Annotated in this window: 17 protein-coding genes; 9 read left to right on the forward strand and 8 right to left on the reverse strand. The window is 41.0% G+C overall.

From position 1 onward, the window contains the following. Positions 1–17: 17 nt before the first annotated feature. Entirely contained in the window at positions 18–929 is a 912-nt protein-coding gene (locus DZC72_RS06845) for a hypothetical protein (RefSeq protein WP_317127114.1), read from the forward strand. 37 nt (positions 930–966) lie between these two features. Further along, positions 967–2,514: a glycine--tRNA ligase gene (locus tag DZC72_RS06850; protein ID WP_125222104.1), complete on the forward strand. Its 1,548-nt coding sequence runs from the start codon at positions 967–969 to the stop codon at positions 2,512–2,514. On the opposite strand, the gene DZC72_RS06855 is transcribed toward DZC72_RS06850, so the two are convergent. After that, positions 2,511–4,601 carry a TonB-dependent receptor family protein gene (locus DZC72_RS06855; protein ID WP_243641669.1) on the reverse strand — a complete coding sequence of 697 codons (2,091 nt, stop codon included), beginning with the start codon at positions 4,599–4,601 and terminating at the stop codon, positions 2,511–2,513. The genes DZC72_RS06850 and DZC72_RS06855 overlap by 4 nt on opposite strands. Before the next feature lie 18 nt (positions 4,602–4,619). Beyond that, entirely contained in the window at positions 4,620–5,141 is a 522-nt protein-coding gene (locus tag DZC72_RS06860; protein ID WP_125222105.1) for a hypothetical protein, read from the reverse strand. Positions 5,142–5,270: 129 nt separating this feature from the next. Here DZC72_RS06860 and DZC72_RS06865 point away from each other — a divergent pair, with 129 nt between their 5' ends. The 4 genes from DZC72_RS06865 (at position 5,271) to DZC72_RS06880 (ending at position 8,587) form a co-directional block, all read left to right on the forward strand. Then, entirely contained in the window at positions 5,271–6,035 is a 765-nt protein-coding gene (locus tag DZC72_RS06865) for an exodeoxyribonuclease III (protein ID WP_125222106.1), read from the forward strand. Positions 6,036–6,112: 77 nt separating this feature from the next. Then, the gene (locus DZC72_RS06870; protein WP_125222107.1) at positions 6,113–7,153 is read left to right on the forward strand and encodes an NADP(H)-dependent aldo-keto reductase; all 1,041 of its coding nucleotides are present in this window, start codon (positions 6,113–6,115) and stop codon (positions 7,151–7,153) included. Between the two features lie 175 nt (positions 7,154–7,328). After that, a complete protein-coding gene (locus DZC72_RS06875) occupies positions 7,329–7,940 on the forward strand; it encodes a hypothetical protein (protein WP_125222108.1) in 612 nt (203 codons plus the stop codon). A 248-nt stretch (positions 7,941–8,188) separates the two neighbouring features. Then, the gene (locus tag DZC72_RS06880; RefSeq protein ID WP_243641670.1) at positions 8,189–8,587 is read left to right on the forward strand and encodes a GNAT family N-acetyltransferase; all 399 of its coding nucleotides are present in this window, start codon (positions 8,189–8,191) and stop codon (positions 8,585–8,587) included. 168 nt (positions 8,588–8,755) lie between these two features. Here DZC72_RS06880 and radA read toward each other — a convergent pair whose 3' ends face one another. The 6 genes from radA to panC all read right to left on the reverse strand — a co-directional run bounded on the left by radA (position 8,756) and on the right by panC (position 13,849). Then, positions 8,756–10,117, reverse strand: coding sequence for a DNA repair protein RadA (radA, locus tag DZC72_RS06885; protein ID WP_125222110.1), 1,362 nt, complete (start codon positions 10,115–10,117; stop codon positions 8,756–8,758). Positions 10,118–10,173: 56 nt separating this feature from the next. Further along, positions 10,174–10,344, reverse strand: coding sequence for a hypothetical protein (locus DZC72_RS17735; RefSeq protein ID WP_161595304.1), 171 nt, complete (start codon positions 10,342–10,344; stop codon positions 10,174–10,176). Positions 10,345–10,410: 66 nt separating this feature from the next. After that, positions 10,411–11,553, reverse strand: coding sequence for an alpha/beta hydrolase (locus tag DZC72_RS06890; protein WP_125222111.1), 1,143 nt, complete (start codon positions 11,551–11,553; stop codon positions 10,411–10,413). Between the two features lie 27 nt (positions 11,554–11,580). After that, entirely contained in the window at positions 11,581–12,546 is a 966-nt protein-coding gene (locus DZC72_RS06895; protein ID WP_125222112.1) for a lysylphosphatidylglycerol synthase transmembrane domain-containing protein, read from the reverse strand. A gap of 93 nt (positions 12,547–12,639) precedes the next feature. Continuing rightward, positions 12,640–12,990, reverse strand: a complete 351-nt coding sequence (panD, locus tag DZC72_RS06900) for an aspartate 1-decarboxylase (protein WP_099545342.1) — start codon at positions 12,988–12,990, stop codon at positions 12,640–12,642. Between the two features lie 13 nt (positions 12,991–13,003). Next, positions 13,004–13,849, reverse strand: a complete 846-nt coding sequence (panC, locus tag DZC72_RS06905) for a pantoate--beta-alanine ligase (protein WP_125222113.1) — start codon at positions 13,847–13,849, stop codon at positions 13,004–13,006. A gap of 103 nt (positions 13,850–13,952) precedes the next feature. Here panC and DZC72_RS06910 point away from each other — a divergent pair, with 103 nt between their 5' ends. The 3 genes from DZC72_RS06910 (at position 13,953) to glmS (ending at position 18,648) form a co-directional block, all read left to right on the forward strand. Next, positions 13,953–14,762 (forward strand): glycogen/starch synthase, encoded by an 810-nt coding sequence (locus DZC72_RS06910; protein ID WP_125222114.1) that lies wholly within the window; start codon positions 13,953–13,955, stop codon positions 14,760–14,762. A gap of 5 nt (positions 14,763–14,767) precedes the next feature. After that, entirely contained in the window at positions 14,768–16,660 is a 1,893-nt protein-coding gene (locus DZC72_RS06915) for a DUF4270 family protein (RefSeq protein ID WP_125222115.1), read from the forward strand. Positions 16,661–16,803: 143 nt separating this feature from the next. Continuing rightward, positions 16,804–18,648 (forward strand): glutamine--fructose-6-phosphate transaminase (isomerizing), encoded by a 1,845-nt coding sequence (glmS, locus tag DZC72_RS06920; protein WP_125222116.1) that lies wholly within the window; start codon positions 16,804–16,806, stop codon positions 18,646–18,648. The last annotated feature ends 14 nt before the right edge of the window (positions 18,649–18,662 follow it).

Genomic DNA, 18,662 nt, shown 5'->3' on the forward strand with positions numbered 1-18,662 from the left:
CATATTTAACCTACTAAATGCCCATTAATTGGATGGACAACCAAGATAATAAATTCAATTATAAAATAATCCTTGCCGCTATGGCCGCTGTGATAATTGGTATCCTAATTGCCTTTTATTACAGTCATGCCCAATCCAAATCTGAAATAGGTTTCCTTGAACAGCAAAAAGAGGTTCTCGTAAAGGATTTAACACTGATGAAGGCAGATCTGGACAGGCTTTCCGCATTGAACGAAATGAACGATATTGAGCTCCAAGATGCAAAGTTTCAGGTTCAACAGCTTAAGGATTCCGTGGGAAGGTTGAACTTTACCATTGATAGGCTCAGGGAATTTAAAACCGAATTGCGAAGGTTGGAGGCCAAAAACGATAGTTTAAAGCTAAAAAATAATTTTCTCAGATATAACAATCTATTGTTGACTGACAAGTACGACGAAGCCAGAAAACAAATAGAACTTTTACAGGCCAATAGCACTAGTTTGGCAGAAGCTGAGGCCCTGCAGCGCAGAAAAATAATGGAACTCAATCAGCAGTTAAAGGTCAAGAACTATTTAAAAATGGATTATTCGGAGGGAAGCGGCTTTAGGCTAAGAGGCTCCCGTCCCGTGGGCACCAATAAAGCATCTACTATAGAAAAATTGCGTGGTTGTGTTACCGTATTGGCAGATTCTGAGGTAACAAAATCCGAAAAGGTAATCTATCTGCAATTTTTAGATCCCAACAAACAGATTGTTGAAGACAATGCAAATACCATTACAGTAAACGGTAATGTTTATAGTAAAAGGGTCGAATTTCAATATTTTGGCGAAGAAACTTCTATCTGTGATTATGTGACCGTACCGGAGGGATCCTTGAAGGAAGGAACGTACACTTTGAACGTGTTTGAGGACGAACGCCTGATTACTTCTTCGGAATTTCAATTAAAATAAATTCCCTTCTTTTTGGCTAATATTCTATTTTTGCCGCATGGCAAATCAAGAAGATAATTTTAAGAAGGTAATTTCCCATGCAAAGGAATATGGTTACGTATTCCAATCCAGTGAAATTTATGATGGTCTAAGCGCCGTTTACGACTATGGTCATAACGGTGTTGAGCTAAAAAATAATATTCGGGCCTATTGGTGGAAAGCCATGGTTCAATTAAACGAGAATATTGTGGGTATCGATGCCGCCATATTCATGCACCCCACCACATGGAAGGCTTCCGGACACGTTGATGCCTTTAACGACCCATTGATCGACAATAAGGATTCCAAGAAACGATATAGGGCAGATGTCCTCATCGAGGATTATGTAGGTAAAATCGATGCCAAAATAGAAAAGGAGGTCGCTAAAGCTGAAAAGCGTTTTGGGGAAAATTTCAATAAGCAGAAATTTTTGGAGACCAACCCTAGGGTAGTCGAATACCTGGAACAGGGCAAGAGCATTCTGAGCCGGATGGCAAAGTCTTTGGAAAAGGAAGACCTTGCGGATGTTAAAGCCTTGATCGAGGAATTGGATATTGCATGCCCCATGTCCGGTTCCAAAAATTGGACCGATGTCAAACAGTTCAATTTAATGTTCGGGACCAAGTTGGGCGCCAGTGCCGAAAACACTATGGACCTTTATTTACGTCCCGAGACCGCACAAGGGATTTTTGTGAACTTTTTGAACGTTCAAAAAGCCGGAAGGATGAAAATCCCGTTCGGGATAGCCCAAACAGGTAAGGCCTTCAGGAACGAAATCGTTGCAAGACAGTTCATCTTCCGTATGCGGGAGTTCGAACAAATGGAGATGCAATTTTTTATACAGCCCGGGACTCAACAGGAATGGTACGAGCATTGGAAGGAAAACAGGATGAAATGGCACCTTTCCCTTGGCATGGGAGAGGATAACTATAGGTTCCATGACCACGAGAAATTGGCCCACTATGCCGATGCCGCGGCGGACATTGAATTCCGTTTCCCATTTGGATTCAAGGAACTGGAAGGAATCCATTCCAGAACCAATTTCGATTTGGGTAGCCATGAAAAATACTCCGGAAAAAAACTCCAGTACTTTGACCATGAGACGAATCGAAACTATGTTCCTTACGTACTTGAAACATCTATAGGCCTAGATCGAATGTTTTTGGCCGTTTTCTCCAATTCATTACAGGAAGAGGAATTGGAAAATGGAACTTTTAGAACTGTCCTTAAGCTTCCGGCCGTATTGGCACCTACCAAAGCGGCTATTTTACCTTTGGTCAAAAAGGATGGATTGCCGGAGGTGGCCCAACAAATTTTGGATGACCTTAAATGGGATTTCAATGTCACCTATGATGAAAAGGATGCCGTTGGCAGACGCTATAGAAGGCAGGATGCGAATGGTACCCCATTCTGTATCACCGTGGACCATCAGACCTTGGAAGATCAAACGGTCACCATACGGCATAGGGATTCCATGGAGCAGGAACGGGTAGCTATTTCAGCATTAAAAGGTATCATTCATGAGGCCGTGGACATGCGTACTTGGTTACAGAAAATGGAGGCCTAAAGAGCGTAGGCTAAATTAATTGCACCATAGTAATTACGTCCATCACCAGGATAATAGTAACGCGGTTCCGCCCCGCCAAAGCCCTGGGTGTTTATGAGCACGGAACGGGCATACGAAATATCAAATACATTGTTGACGCCAAAGTCCACGCCCAACGTGAATTTTGGCGTTAGTTTTTTGCGATATCCGGCACGAAAATTCATCAAATTGAACGCATCACTGTACACATCGTTGGCATCCGTTAAGGGAATACTACCTACGTGTTGGTAGATAAAGTTGAGGTAAAAATGGGTAAAGAAGCGATTTTGGAGGCCCATGGTCAACCGATGTTTTGGTACGCCGGTCAACTCGTTACCGGAATAATCTACCCCGTTATCCACAAAGTCCGTGAATTGATGGCGGTTGAGATTGTAATTTATAAATGGGTTCACTTGAACTTTTGAGCTTGGTGAAGAAAGTGAGTAATCCATTCCAAGCTCCAAACCTTGGTGTTTGGATGAACCGGCATTTTTTTCAATAAATTGGTCATCCCCTACCTGTTCCCTGATCAATAAATTATTGATATTCATTTGATATAGGGTCAGGTCGATACGTAATCGGTTTTGATCCAGTAGTAGGTTGGTTCCAATTTCGTAATTCGTGCCGGTCTCTTGTTTGATATCCGGATTGATGATACCTTCCGGGGTCAAAGTTCGTTCAAGACTGGGATTTGTGAAACCCCTACTGATGTTGGCAAATAATTCCTGATTATTAGCGAACGTATAATTTAGGGTGAGACTGGGTAGGAGGATAGGGTCAAAATCCCTGCTTCCGCTATTATTTGCGTCACCAACATTGAATCGGTCCTGTAAATCAAAGTCCGTTTTATTAAGGTTCAACCCCAATTGAGCCGTAAACGAATTTGAAAAGGGATATTGCAAGGTTGTAAATACGTTCCATTGCCCCCTAAATTCCATGTTTTGGGCAAACTGGTCGCCCTTTAAACTACCATTACCATCATTTTCCTGATACAGATTTTCAAACTCGTCCCAATCATATTCATCCTTGTAAAGTTCCGCACCAAGGGTGAAATCGGTATTTTTTTCAAAGAGTTTTAATTCCCCAGAAAACAGGGTCCTAAATCCAAAACCATTGGTGATTTCTTCCAAGATACCAAAGGGGCGCGCTTCGGTCTTATCCAAATAACTATAAAAGATGCTAGTAGTGTTCTGAAAGCGGGTAGAAAATTCATGGGAAAAGGACGCACCTAAAAGTGTTTGATTGTTCGTTTCGTACCCACGGGAAGCCCTCCATGTAAATGTGGCCTGCGTAGGGTCTTCATTAAAGGCGGTAATTCCTAGAGAGCTAGGTATTTGTGCCGTATAATCGATATGGTTCACCAATAGGGAAAGTTTGTTTTTGGAATTCAGCTGATAGGATGTATTCAGCAGGAATCCATCGCGCTCAAAGTTGTTGTTTTCCCGGTATCCGTCGGTTTCCAAATGCCCATATTGCAAATTCAACCGAAGTTTCCCATCGTAATGGTTAAAGGCCAGGTTATTCTTTATAAGGTTAAAGGAACCTAAGGTAAAATTGTTGCTAAAATTGGTAGATTTTCCCAAGGCCTCTTTTGGGGTGAGGATAATGGCTCCTCCAAGGTTCGCTCCAAATTCCGTTCCTTTAGGTCCTTTCACCACTTCGATCTGACCTAAATTTTCCAAATCGTATGCCTCTATGGTAGAGGAGCCCGTTCCATTGGTCACGGGAATCTGGTTGTAATAAAGTCTTAGCTTGTCCGTACCGAATAGCGTTCTGGCACCTATGCCCCGTATGGTAATTCGATTGGTGTTAAGGGCTCCGGATAATACGTAGACCCCGGGGATTTGGTTCATGGAGGATACAATGTCTACCGGACTGTAATTTTGAAAGGTCTTGGCCGAAATTACTTCAGAAGGGGTAATGCCTATTACTTTTTTGTCTTTAAGAGCATCAATGAGGATCACTTCCTCGAGTTGGGTTATACTATCCCTATTTATGGGGTCTTGGGCACTTGCCGATACTATAGTAAATAGGAATAAGAAGGGTAAGTATTTCATCAATCTTCGCATAAAATGCGAAGTTAGGGTTTAAAATCTAAAACCGATGGAGAGTCCGCCCCGAAACATAAATGCATTTTGAAAATCCTCCGGATTTATATTTCGGCCTATACCGCCATGAATTTCCAAGGTAAAACGGTCGCTTCGGGTGACCCATTTATTACCTATTCCCAATCCAAGGGCCGTAGTGCCGTAGTCATTGTTTCTTGTTCCCAAGGTTGTGGTGTTCACATCATTTTCACCGGCATAATAGAGTCCAAATACTTCGGCAAAAAACCCGCTTCGGGGTATGAAGCCAAAATAGGCGCGAAGGTTAGGACCAATGCCAAAGTTACCGTTGTAATCGGTCGCATCGCCATTAAAATATAGGGTTCCCCCAATACTTGTATCCTCAGTAAAAAAATATTCATAGGAACCTTCCACAGTGGAGGTAGCCAGAAATTGGCCAATATTGAATTTTATTTCGTGATTGTTTTCAAATCTTGGATAAGCCTGTCCCATAATAGAGATGGTAAAACCTAGACTAATAATCAGGAATAAAAAATATTTCATGACGTATGTTTTCTAATTCTTAAAGTGGTAATCAAAGGTTGTTCCAAAGTGTGCAAAGTTAGGATTTAGGTGGCCATACGTGTGAGTATTTGGACAGGCTTTTCTATTTTTGATCCAAAGGCACTTGGAATGAAGATAGTTTCCTACAATGTAAACGGAATTAGGGCAGCCTTGCGAAAGGATTTTTTACCGTGGTTGAACGCCGTAGATCCAGATGTGGTTTGTCTACAGGAAATTAAGGCAAACAAAGAGCAGTTGGATTTATCGCTTTTTGAAGCGGCCGGATACCCCTATCATTATTGGTTCAGTGCCCAAAAAAAAGGCTATAGCGGAGTTGCCATCCTTTCCAAACAAAAACCGGATGAAGTGGTCTATGGTACGGGTATAGACTATATGGACTTTGAAGGCCGAAATATGACCGCCCATTTTGGGGATGTTGCCGTAATGAGCATGTACCTGCCATCGGGTACCAATCTGGCCCGTTTGGAACACAAGCTTACCTATATGGCCGATTTTCAAAGGTTTGCGGACGAGTTTCGGAAAAAGCATCCCAACTTCATTGTTTTGGGCGACTATAACATTTGCCATAAGGCCATCGATATCCACAATCCTGTGGGCCTGCAGAACGTGTCGGGTTTCTTGCCGGTAGAACGGGAATGGATTGGCAATTTTATCAAGAGCGGTTTTACGGACAGTTTTAGACATTTCAATCAGGAACCTGAGAATTATACCTGGTGGAGCTACAGGGCCAATGCCCGAAACAATAATAAGGGTTGGCGTTTGGACTATGGAATGGTCTCGGAACCCTTGAGGGATAAACTTAAACGCTCCGTTATTTTGTCCGAAGCCAAACACAGCGATCATTGCCCCATTTTACTGGAACTTAACGTTTGATTTAAACAACTTCAAAGTGAGAACCGTTCCTATTTTGTAATTTTAGGATTTTTAATCGATAACCTACCTTATCCAACATGAAATACACCCACCTTCCCCACACCGATATTGAAGTAAGTAAAATCTGTTTAGGAACGATGACCTGGGGGAACCAGAATACCGAAGAAGAGGGGCACGAGCAAATGGATTATGCCCTTGATCAAGGAATCAATTTTTTTGATACTGCAGAATTGTACCCCATTCCAGCCCATCCGGACAGACACTCCCTGACCGAAAAAATAATCGGCACCTGGTTTAAGAAAAATGGCAACAGGGATAAGGTCGTTTTGGCCAGTAAGATTGCCGGAAAGGCGGATTTCACTAAATTCATCCGTACAACCGGATTTACCCGTGCATCCATAATCGAAGCCTTGGAAGCGAGTTTAAAGCGCTTACAAACGGATTACATAGACCTATACCAATTGCATTGGCCAGAGCGCAATACCAACTATTTTGGGCAGCGAGGGTACCAACATCAGGTTACGGATTATTGGGAGGACAACATCCACCAAGTTTTGGAAACCTTACGGGATTTGATGCGCGAGGGAAAAATACGCCATGTGGGCATTTCCAACGAAACACCCTGGGGCACCATGCGTTTTTTGGAAGAAAGCAAGGTACATGCCTCATTACCTAGAATGATTACCATTCAAAATCCCTATAGTTTGCTTAACCGTTTGTTCGAAGTTGGCTTGGCCGAAATTTCCATGCGGGAGAACATTGGCCTACTGTCTTATTCCCCATTGGGCTTTGGGGTGCTGAGTGGAAAGTATCTAGGCGATAGGTTGCCGGAAGGCTCCCGTATCGCCTTGTTTCCCAACTACAAAAGATACAGCTCAGAAACTGCCGTAAAAGCTACCCAGAAATATTATGAACTGGCACAGGAACACAATATTTCCTTGGCCCAAATGGCTCTGGCCTATGTGAACTCCAGACCTTTCCTCACCAGTAATATCATTGGCGCCACCAGTATGAAACAGTTGAAGGAAAATATTGGAAGCGTTGACATTACCCTGACTTCAGAAATTTTGGAGGGCATCGAAAAAATTCACAACGAACACCCTAATCCTGCTCCTTGATGATGGATTTATTGGTTTTTTTAAAGGTAGGTTTTTGGCAAGTCGTATTGATCATATTGGTCATCATCATCATTTTGACGATTTCCAGAATTATGAGGGATAGGAGGTAGTATTTTTGAAAATAGAAATATAGTAACTTGTTACTATATACAACCGTTGTGCATTATTTAAAAAAATGAAATCCTTACTTAAATTTATTCTTGTAATTCTCTTTGTCTCATGTTCGGATAAACAAATCTCTTTGGAACAGTATTCTAAATATCCTGTGAAATTTGCACGGAAAAAAATCACTCACCCTACCAATGATTTTTCCGTTTTTATTCCCAAAGATTGGAACTGGGAAATCCAAGAGAACGAATATATGGACGAGTTAATTTTAGGACTCGGTGCCGAGTCAAATCAACATACAAATGGATTCTCCGACATGATTTTAATTGAAAAATTAAAAAGTGATAAAGAGAACGGATTCTTAAAATATGAATATGGAAATTGGCTAAATGGAATGAAAGAAAATCTAGGGGCAAAAGGCATAGTTGAATCAGGATTATCCAACTTTATGAATCAAAATACATATTTCATTCACTCAAAATATAATAATGAAGATGTTGGACAAGTTGAAACTGTACATTTGTTCATTGAAAGTGGAGAAAAAGGAATTTTTTATATGTTGACTGCAAGCGCATCACAGAAAAAAGAATTGGACAAGAAAATGGCTAGTTTGGTACAATGTCTAAAAACGTTCGAAAGCTTGAGAGGAAATAAAAACAATGCACAACAAAACCTATAAACAATGCGGGCTTAGGGCTTAATCCCGGGGTTTGTGTATTTTTATGAAGTCCGCAAAATCTTATGCCCCGATAGCTATCGGGGTAGCTCTGGACAAGAAAAAATAAATCAAAACAAAAAGATTTCGCTATGTGCGTGGCGGAAAGCAAAAGCCAGTTTGCTCCCGTACTGTTCATAGCTAAACCGTTATCAACAAGCTGAATCACTCAAATGGAGACAAAAACTGAATTTACTATTGAACCTTGCGAAATGGAAAACGTAAAGAAAATAGTTAACGGAATTAATGAATATAATTTGAGTAAAGTTCCAGCAAGTACGGATGTTTGGACGCGTTTGGAATTTGTGGCAAAAGATGAAAATGGAATCGAAATTGGCGGAATATTAGCCGGACTTGGATATTGGAATGGCCTTGAAATTAAAATTCTGTGGGTTAAAGAAGAGTACCGAAAAAAAGGAGTTGGAACTAAAATTTTAAAACACACCGAAAAATTGGCTATTGAAAAAGGAGCGGAAATTTCAATGCTAGACACGTTTGATTTCCAAGCAGAGGAATTTTACTTAAAAAATGGATATAAACCAATTGGGGAAATAAAAGGCTTCCCAAAAGGACATAGGCGAATATATTTCTCGAAACACTTGACGGAATAAATAAAAGACTGTTGCTAAGCGGTTTATAATAAATTGCGATCGGAATTTCTACATGGAAATTCCTGCAATCAATTATCTTTAGAGACGGGCGGACATTTTACAGGCTTCGGCTACGCTCAGCCTAAATGAAAAAGTCCGTTTCTAATCATGCGCAAACCGTTCCAATAATCACCCAAACAAACTACGTACCACATCCTCGATTTTGGCTACCAGCTGAACCTTGATTTTGGTATTCTTTAACCCAATCTTATTGTTTTTGGAAACGTAAATGGTGGTGTAGCCCAATTTTTCGGCTTCCAAAATGCGCTGCTCTACCCGCTGAACGGGCCGTATTTCGCCTGCCAATCCTACTTCCGCGGCAAAACAAATGCCCTTTTCAATGGGAATGTCCTCGTTACTGGATAAAATAGCGGCAATTACCGCCAAGTCAATCGCGGGATCGTCTACGGAGATTCCCCCGGTAATGTTCAGGAAGACATCCTTGGCACCCAGTTTAAAGCCTGCCCTTTTTTCCAATACGGCCAAAAGCATGTTCAAGCGTTTGGCGTTATACCCTGTGGTGGAACGTTGGGGCGTGCCGTAAACTGCCGTACTTACCAAAGCCTGGATTTCTATCAACAAAGGCCGCATACCTTCTACCGTGGAGGCAATGGCAGTGCCGCTCAACCCTTCATCGTTCTTGGAGACTAAAACCTCGGAGGGGTTGTTCACTTCCCGAAGCCCACTGCCCTGCATTTCATAAATGCCCAATTCCGCCGTAGAGCCAAATCGGTTTTTAAGGGAACGAAGGATTCGGTAGACGTAGTTTCGGTCCCCTTCAAACTGTAGGACGGTATCTACCATGTGTTCCAAAATTTTGGGTCCCGCAATGGAACCGTCCTTGGTAATATGACCGATCAAAATAACGGGCGTATTGGTTTCCTTGGCAAATTTGATAAGCTCCGCAGTACATTCCCTAATCTGAGAAATACTCCCCGCGGCGGACTCAATATAATCCGAATGTAAGGTCTGTATGGAATCGATGACCACGATATCGGGTTCCGTAGCCTCGATTTGTTTAAAAATGTTTTGGGTCTTTGTTTCCGTTAGGATATAACAGGTTTCGCTATTGGGATGGATGCGGTCTGCCCGCATCTTTATCTGTTTCTGGCTTTCCTCACCGGAAACGTATAAGGTCTTGTAAGGTAGTTTCAACGCAATCTGTAAAAGGAGCGTACTTTTTCCAACTCCGGGTTCACCGCCCAAAAGGACCAAGGCTCCGGGTACGAGACCACCCCCAAGCACCCTATTGAATTCTAGGTCGAACGTATTGAGCCGCATTTCTTTCTCAACACTTATTTCATGCACCAACAAGGGTTTGGAAATACGTTTGGCAGCGGTAGGAGAAGGTTTCCAGCTGGTTTTCTCCTCTTTTTGAACCACTTCCTCAACGACCGTATTCCATTCCTTGCAAGCGGAACACTGTCCAACCCATTTGGCATATTGCGTACCGCAATTCTGACAAAAGAAAGCGGTTTTAGTTTTGGCCATTCGTAGCGTTTCTAGTTTACGCCAAAGGTACTAAGAAGTTAAAAAAGGAAAATTCCTTATTCCTCTTCCGATCGATTTTTCTTGAATTCCCAGATGGCCATAAAAAAGGAGGCCCATGCCAAGAATAAGGAAAGTATGCTCAATGCCAATAGTTTATCGCCTTTGAGGCCATAGTAGGTAAAATACACGCCAGCACAGGCGTAGTATTTAAAGATGCCTTTAAACATAATTGTAGGTTGTAGGTTAGATTTGGGATCTAAGTTTATATTTGGGTTTGCGGGGTTTGGTGTAGGTTAGAAGCCAAAATCCGCTTTTAATGCGTCCATTTTTTCCAATGCCATTTCTTTAGTTAAAAAATCAATTTCATCCATCTGAAAAGCCTTTTCAAAGGTTTTCAATGCTTTTTTGGGCTCTCCCATCTGCTCGTAATATTCTCCTTCAAAATAAAAGCCCATCATGGTATCCGGATATTCCTTTTTGCATAATTCCGATAGGGATTTTAGGGATTCATAATCCTCTTTCTTTCTTACAGCGGCATAAATGGCCATAATATCGTTAAGCTCCACAGGTTTGCTGAACCCGAACAAATCCACAATACCTTGATATTTATTTTCTAGATATTTATATACGGGTTCCTCTGAAGTCAAAATTTGGGTTTTATACTCCTTGGGACTTATGGGTTTGAACATGCCAAACACATTATCGAACGCCTTTCCAATGCCGTAGGTAGCAACGGAAATATGGTCCGCTTTATCGTATTTATCGAAAAAATAATGTAGGGTTTCCTTGTTCAGGGCCTTGATTCCGGAATCCAACGCCATTATTTGAGGGGTGTCATCGGTTTGTTCCCCTTCAACGATCAATTGGTAGAATATCTGTTTGTCAAAAGTGTTCAATCGCATGGGAACCCTACTTTCCATTTCCGGGGCCAAGGTTGGGGAAATGCTAACGTAGGCATCAAAAACCGAGTTGTCCTTGAACAACCAGTAATTTTGGAAGTTTGCCGTCATATCGTATCCGAAAATCATTTTAAAAGGTGCGGTGCTGTAATTTAAATCTAAGTATGGAATCAGCTCCATCCCGATAAATTCATAGAATTGCTTCCCTTTTTCAATGGGGAGACCACTTTCAGGATCAAAGGCACAATCTTCCAACCGGATGCCATTCTTACTTTGGTTTACTCCAACAACAATACTTTCTGGCATGCCGTGAAATTGACTGTAATATTTTGAAGTGGCCACAACCTGATCAAAAAGATAATTGGCATCCAGTACCACGATCAAAGGATATTTTTTGTCCTCGTCCATGTTGGGAGGGAAGTAATATTGTACATCCCTTCGCTCCTGAAGTTTAAAGGACTCGAATATCTCTTGTGTAGTTTGGGCGCTTCCAAGGCAAACTAATAGAAGGGCCAAAAGGGTAAGTATATGACGCATAGGTATTAATTAAACAGAAAACGCTTTTTACTTGTTTCTGTTCAATAACGGTAATAGGAGAAAAGATATTGCACCAAATATAATGTTCATTAGGGTTTGGGCGATCCACATGATCCATCCAAAGGCGTCCCCAGATACGGAACTTATACCAAAGAGACCCAAGGCCTTGCTCACCAATATGGGGAAAAGGCCCACACCGCCATTGGTAGTAGCCATAGCAAAGGCGCCAAAAACAAAAGCTACCATGATTTCATTTAGGGATAGTTGCGTGGTTTCTGGAACAGTGAACTTTATAACCCACATCATGCCAATGTAGCAAGCCCAAATCAGGAGTGTATGAAATGCGAATGCCCACTTTTTCTTCATTTTAAATATGCTGAAAACACCATCCAATAAACCTTTTACAAAGGACTTGATTTTCAATGCTACTGGATTATCTGATTTTTTGATGAACAAAAAGAAAATGAGGGCCGCCGCCAATCCGGCAATTCCCAAGATGATCAGTCCGCTGGCATTGAATCCACGTTGTTCAAAAAAGGTGATGATAATATCGGTCTGTAAAAAGAGCGTGATTATGACCACGATCAACAGCATGATCAAATCAATGACCCTTTCTGTGACTATGGTTCCAAAGCCTTTTTCAAAAGGCACCCCTTCATACGTTGACAAGGCTGTTGCCCTTAAAATCTCACCAGTTCGCGGTATCCCCAAATTGGCCAGATAGGCCATGAAAATCATTAGAACGTTGTTGATGAGTTTTGGACGGTATCCCAAGGGTTCCAACAAATAGTTCCATCGAACCGCCCTGGATATATGTCCTATGATACCCAATAACAATGAAATAGAAACCCAGAATGGATCGGCCTCCTTGATATAAAAAAGGATTTGCTCCCTATTCTCCGGAGAGGTCTTCAAATACCAATACAACACTAAAAACACTCCAATAAGAATGGGAATGACTAATTTTAGGGTCTTTTTCAAGGATTTGTTCACACTACTGGAATACGTTGCAATTCGCTAAGGTAAGTAAGTATTTTTCAAAAGCATATGGAGCATATAAGCAATCTAATAAAGTAGAAAGCAAACCTATTTCAATAGATTGGTTTTCTCATCTGGGAAAACGAGGCTTGGATTGAAGGTTTTTGCTTCCTCTAAAGGCATCCAGGCATAAGTAATCAAAATAAGAACATCCCCTACGGCTACTTTTCTGGCTGCCGCCCCATTTAGGGTGATCTCTCCGCTATTTCTAGGACCGGGTATTACATAGGTTTCAAGTCGTTCGCCATTGTCATTGTTCACGATCTGGACCTTTTCTCCTTGTATAATATTGGCAGCATCCATCAAGTCCTCGTCAATGGTAATGCTTCCTATATAGTTCAGGTCTGCTCCTGTTACTTTTACACGATGAATCTTGGACTTTACTACTTGTACTTGCATGGGACAAAATTAATCAATTGAGTGCTATGTTGTCAATTAGCCTTACATCTTCGGCATAAACGGCAATAAACGCCCTATATTTTTTGTTCTTTACTTTTCTTTTCAATGGGCTTAACGTTTCCACATCGGCAATTTCAAAATATTCCACCTCAAAATCCCCCTCTTTAAGAAATTGGTTTTTTACCCATTCCTTCACCTTTAAAGCACTTTTCGTGCCAAATTTTTCCTTGGCAGATTGCAAGGTCTTAAAGATAAACCCCGCCTTTAGTCGCATTTTTTCGCTCAACCTTTCATTTCTGGAACTCATTGCCAATCCGTGGGCTTCCCTAATAATAGGGCAGGGAATAATATTCACGGGAATTTTCTGTATTTCCACCAGTTTTTTTATAATACGTAGTTGTTGAAAATCCTTTTCTCCAAAATAGGCGTTATCCGGTTTAATTAGTTTGAAAAGTTGCTCCACTATCGTACCTACCCCATTAAAATGGTCGTCCCTGAATTCTCCTTCCATCACGTTGTCCAAACCCTGGAAATCATATGTTTTTGAGTGGACGGAGTGCTCGTAAATCTCAGAAACGGATGGTGCAAAAACAAGAATGTCTGAATCAATGCTTTCAATGAGGGCAAGGTCCTTGGACAGGTCTCTAGGGTATTTCTTAAGGTCTTCCGGATTGTCGAATTGCGTAGGATTTACAAAAATGCTTACTACGACAAGATCATTCTCCTGAACCGCTTTTTTAACCAGTTCCAAATGCCCTTTATGCAATGCCCCCATGGTTGGAACAAGACCTAGCACTTTTGAATTGGACTTACTTTTTAATAGTTTATCAAGTTCATTTTTAGTCTTGATGGGGAGCATGTGAAAACGTAATTAGCGAGCAAACTTACTATAAATACTGGTAATCTCTATATTTTTTGTAATTTTGCACCTGCGTTTCCACGAAAAATAAAAGAAAGTTTTTATGAATGGTAAAAAGGTATTGTTTGTATCTTCTGAATTAGTTCCATACCTCCCCGAAAATGAAGTTTCACATATGTCCTATGAGGCTCCTAGAATGGTCAATAGCAATGGAGGCCAGATCAGGATCTTTATGCCGAGGTACGGTAACATCAACGAAAGAAGACATCAATTACATGAAGTGATCCGGTTGTCTGGTATGAATCTTGTCATAAACGATATGGACATGCCGTTGATCATTAAGGTAGCTTCCATTCCAAGGGAACGTATACAGGTTTATTTTATAGACAACGAAGAATATTTTAAGCGTAAAGCAACTTTTGCAGATAAAAAAGGGGAGTTGTTTCCTGATAATGACCAAAGGGCCATTTTTTTTGCCAAAGGTGTCATGGAAACCGTCAAGAAATTAAATTGGTCGCCTGATATCATACATGTGCATGGATGGATGGCCAGTTTGTTGCCGCTATATCTTAAGAAGTATTACGCAGACGAACCACTTTTTGCCGATAGTAAAATAGTCCTTTCCGTCTATGGTAAGACTTTTGAGGGAGAGCTTGATAAGGATATGATCAAAAGGATCGCTTTTGATGGTATTCCCGAAGAAGAAATTGCCTCTTTGGAAAACCCCTCCTATAATAATTTGTTAAAAGTGGCCGTCGATTATTCCGATGCCATTATTTTAGCCTCGGAAGAAATTCCGGAAGATTTAACAACACATATTTCCAACCAAGAAAAACCTGTGTTAGGATATGTTCCTATCCAAGAATTTGAGGAAGCATATGCTAATTTTTATAATACGCAAGTTTTAAAATAATCTGAATGAACATTTTTCAAAAGCGGGCTATACCCATACTATGTGGGGCATTTTTAATATCTGCGATATTTTTATCCTGCGAGCAAGACCTGACGACTATAGGTGCGGGAGTAACGGGCGAAAATCCGTTTTCAACGGGAAAGGAGGTATACGATGTGTTCGCGTACAACCGTAATATTGAAGCGGTTAGGACCAATAAGTTGCCGGTTTACCAACTAGGCATCTTTGATGATCCTGTCTATGGAAGGACTACTGCTTCTATTACAACACAATTAAGATTGCCAACCAGCAATCCAACTTTTGGGGTTCTTTCCCAAAGTATAGAAGATAATGCCGCAAGCGATGATTCTGAAACCACCATTGATGAAGATGAAACTGTCAAGGAGGTTTACCTGTATATTCCCTACTTAACCAAAGCGATATTAAGGGATACGGACAACGATGGTGTAGCCGATGAATTTGATGACCTTCCTGAAGACGCAACGAATGACAGCGACGGGGATGGAGCAACAAATGGGGAGGAAAGAACGGCCAATACGGATCCCTTGGATGACCAAAGTGTCGATTTGAACCTTGATGGACTCAATGATACGGATGATTCCCGAATATTTGCAAATAATTTTGCCAATACAATAGATTTGGACAGCATTTACGTAAATGCTAGAAATTTTGATGACGTGGACGGACCTGTAGTTATTGGACTGAAAGTACAACGATCCACTTATTTTCTTAGGGATCTAGACCCTAACTCTAATTTTCAGGAGGCTCAACAGTACTATTCTAATCAACAATTTGCGCCTACATTTGTATCAGAAGTTTTGTTTGATTCTGATGTGGATGGTAGTATTACTGTCGATAATAAAGAAATCTTACTGCCTGGCGAAGATGATGAAACTACAGAAGATGTTGATGAATCCCTGATTTTTTCCAAGCTAGATCCGGGAATAAGAGTCCCATTGAACAAACAATTTTTTCAGGATAATATACTTAATAAGGAAGGTTCGCCAGAATTATTGAGTCAGGCAAATTTTTCAGAATTTTTAAGGGGTATCCATCTATCTCTTTTGGAATCCATTGGAGAGCCTACAATGCTATTGCTTGATTTGACACAGGCCAATATTTCCATTATTTACACGTATAATGCCTTCAACTCTGAGGAAGGAGGGCTTGAAGAGCGTGAAAACACGTTTACGTTAGGTCTATTGTCAGGTTCTGCCGCATCTGGATTTTCAGGGAACGCTGTAAACACATATATAAATGACAGTTATCCGCAGGATGTCATAGATGCTTTGAATACCCAGCAAAACGCCTCCCGTATCTTCTTAAAAGGAGCAGCCGGTTTAACTACGGAAATTGAGCTCTTTGAACCGGATAACGCTGAGAATATTTTGGAGGAGATTAGGGCCAATAATTGGATTATCAATGAAGCGAATTTGGTGTTCTATGTGGATAGAAGTTATCCAGGTATGGCTATGGAGCCTGCAGAGCCACCTCGTCTCTATTTGTACAATTCTGAAACCAAAAACCCCTTATACAATGCCGCCACGGAACGTAATTCAACGGTTGGAGGGTTATTCGGCACCTATTTGAATTATGATGGTATTCTTGTAGAGGAAAATGGCCTTGGGTTAAAATATACGGTTAGAATAACGGATCATATTAATAATTTGGTTGTGCGGGATTCGGTAAATAGTACGTTGGGCCTTACACTTACGACAAGCATTCAAAACTCCAATGTCCTAAATGCCATATTTGCCAATGGTGAAGAGGAAAATATTCCAATAACTTCCAATCTTACCCCACTAGGTACTGTTTTGTTCGGGAGTAATATCCCTGAAACAGATCCTAACTACAATAAAAGGTTAAAGTTGGAAATAAGCTATACCAAAACAGAATAAAATTTTCAAAGTTGTTTTGTCAGATTTTTTTCATACAACGTATACACTTTACAGGATTTATTCGTTCAATAAACAGATAACTTATTGAACTTTTGTTCATTGGATTATTTTTGAACTACTTTTTCTAATTCTAATTAAATAATATGTGCGGAATAGTTGGCTACATTGGACATAGGGATGCCTATCCAATAATCATGAAAGGATTGCAACGATTGGAATATCGTGGGTATGATAGTGCCGGAATTGCTTTGTATGATGGCAGCCAGATCAATTTGGTCAAAACGAAGGGTAAGGTTGAAGATTTAAGGCATAAGGCCAACGGCATTTCCCAAAACGGCTCCATAGGAATTGGCCACACAAGGTGGGCCACCCATGGCGTTCCAAATGATGTGAATTCCCACCCACACTATTCCAATTCAGGCGATTTGGTTATCATCCATAATGGAATCATAGAGAACTATGAATCCATTAAAAAGGAGTTGACCAAACGGGGCTATACTTTTACATCGGACACAGATACTGAGGTTTTGGTCAATCTTATTGAAGAGGTTAAAAAAACGGAGGACGTTAAATTGGGCCAAGCAGTGCAAATAGCTTTAAATCAAGTTGTAGGTGCCTATGCCATAGCTGTTTTTGATCGTAAAAAACCAGATGAAATCGTTGTGGCGAAATTGGGTAGTCCTTTGGCTATTGGAATTGGGGAAAACGAATTTTTTATAGCATCGGATGCTTCACCATTTATTGAGTTTACCAATAACGCCGTATATCTTGAAGACGAGGAAATGGCTATTGTAAGACTTGGGAAGGAGATTAAACTTAGAAAGATTAAGAATGATGCCGTAGCCTATCCAAGAATACTGGAGCTCCAAATGAACTTGGAGGAAATAGAAAAAGGAGGTTATGACCACTTTATGCTAAAGGAAATATACGAACAACCTAGGGCCATAAAGGACACTTATAGAGGACGGCTACTTGCGGACCAAGGAATAATTCGAATGGCGGGAATAGACCAAAATTTGGAAAAATTCATGAATGCCAATAGGATTATCATTGTTGCCTGTGGTACATCTTGGCATGCGGGTCTTGTAGCAGAATATATATTTGAGGATTTGGCCAGAATTCCCGTTGAGGTAGAATATGCATCGGAATTTCGATATCGAAACCCCGTAATTACCGAAAAGGATGTGCTTATTGCCATTTCACAATCCGGGGAAACGGCTGACACCTTGGCGGCAATAAAGTTGGCAAAGGAGAAAGGGGCTTTTGTATTTGGTGTTTGTAACGTAGTGGGTTCTTCCATTGCTCGGGAATCCGATGCCGGAGCATATACACATGCCGGACCGGAAATAGGTGTGGCTTCTACAAAAGCCTTCACCACCCAGATAACCGTATTGACGTTGTTGGCGCTAAAGTTGGCCAAGGAGAAGGGTACTTTTTCTGAAACAAAATTCCACGAATTCCTTACCGAGTTGGAGACGATACCCAATAAGGTTGAAAAGGCACTGGAAGCCAACCCATTGATAGAGATTATCGCCGATGTATATAAGGATTCGCCCAACTGCCTTTATTTGGGCAGGGGATATAATTTCCCCGTGGCACTGGAAGGTGCTTTAAAGCTAAAGGAAATCAGCTATATACATGCAGAAGGTTACCCTGCGGCCGAAATGAAACATGGACCTATTGCTTTGATAGACGAGCATATGCCCGTTTTTGTAATTGCCACCAAAAAGGGGCATTATGAAAAAGTGGTCAGTAACATCCAGGAAATAAAATCCAGAAAGGGAAAGATTATTGCCATCGTTACGGAAGGTGATGAACAGGTAAAGGAATTGGCAGATCACGTCATAGAAGTTCCAGAGACCTTGGAAAGTCTTTCACCGTTGCTTACAACAATTCCGCTGCAATTACTTTCCTATCACATTGCCGTGATGCGCGGGTGTAATGTAGACCAGCCCAGAAACTTGGCAAAATCGGTGACGGTAGAGTAAAATCGAAAAACTTA

Source organism: Maribacter algicola (assembly GCF_003933245.1).
Lineage (GTDB): Bacteria > Bacteroidota > Bacteroidia > Flavobacteriales > Flavobacteriaceae > Maribacter > Maribacter algicola.

Bases quoted from the DNA above. Each gene is read 5' to 3' on its own strand.
- DZC72_RS06845 (WP_317127114.1), top strand. From the start codon at position 18: ATGCCCATTAATTGGATGGACAACCAAGATAATAAATTCAATTATAAA.
- DZC72_RS06850 (WP_125222104.1), top strand. From the start codon at position 967: ATGGCAAATCAAGAAGATAATTTTAAGAAGGTAATTTCCCATGCAAAG.
- DZC72_RS06855 (WP_243641669.1), bottom strand. From the start codon at position 4,601: ATGCGAAGATTGATGAAATACTTACCCTTCTTATTCCTATTTACTATA.
- DZC72_RS06860 (WP_125222105.1), bottom strand. From the start codon at position 5,141: ATGAAATATTTTTTATTCCTGATTATTAGTCTAGGTTTTACCATCTCT.
- DZC72_RS06865 (WP_125222106.1), top strand. From the start codon at position 5,271: ATGAAGATAGTTTCCTACAATGTAAACGGAATTAGGGCAGCCTTGCGA.
- DZC72_RS06870 (WP_125222107.1), top strand. From the start codon at position 6,113: ATGAAATACACCCACCTTCCCCACACCGATATTGAAGTAAGTAAAATC.
- DZC72_RS06875 (WP_125222108.1), top strand. From the start codon at position 7,329: ATGAAATCCTTACTTAAATTTATTCTTGTAATTCTCTTTGTCTCATGT.
- DZC72_RS06880 (WP_243641670.1), top strand. From the start codon at position 8,189: ATGGAAAACGTAAAGAAAATAGTTAACGGAATTAATGAATATAATTTG.
- radA (WP_125222110.1), bottom strand. From the start codon at position 10,117: ATGGCCAAAACTAAAACCGCTTTCTTTTGTCAGAATTGCGGTACGCAA.
- DZC72_RS17735 (WP_161595304.1), bottom strand. From the start codon at position 10,344: ATGTTTAAAGGCATCTTTAAATACTACGCCTGTGCTGGCGTGTATTTT.
- DZC72_RS06890 (WP_125222111.1), bottom strand. From the start codon at position 11,553: ATGCGTCATATACTTACCCTTTTGGCCCTTCTATTAGTTTGCCTTGGA.
- panD (WP_099545342.1), bottom strand. From the start codon at position 12,990: ATGCAAGTACAAGTAGTAAAGTCCAAGATTCATCGTGTAAAAGTAACA.
- panC (WP_125222113.1), bottom strand. From the start codon at position 13,849: ATGCTCCCCATCAAGACTAAAAATGAACTTGATAAACTATTAAAAAGT.
- DZC72_RS06910 (WP_125222114.1), top strand. From the start codon at position 13,953: ATGAATGGTAAAAAGGTATTGTTTGTATCTTCTGAATTAGTTCCATAC.
- DZC72_RS06915 (WP_125222115.1), top strand. From the start codon at position 14,768: ATGAACATTTTTCAAAAGCGGGCTATACCCATACTATGTGGGGCATTT.
- glmS (WP_125222116.1), top strand. From the start codon at position 16,804: ATGTGCGGAATAGTTGGCTACATTGGACATAGGGATGCCTATCCAATA.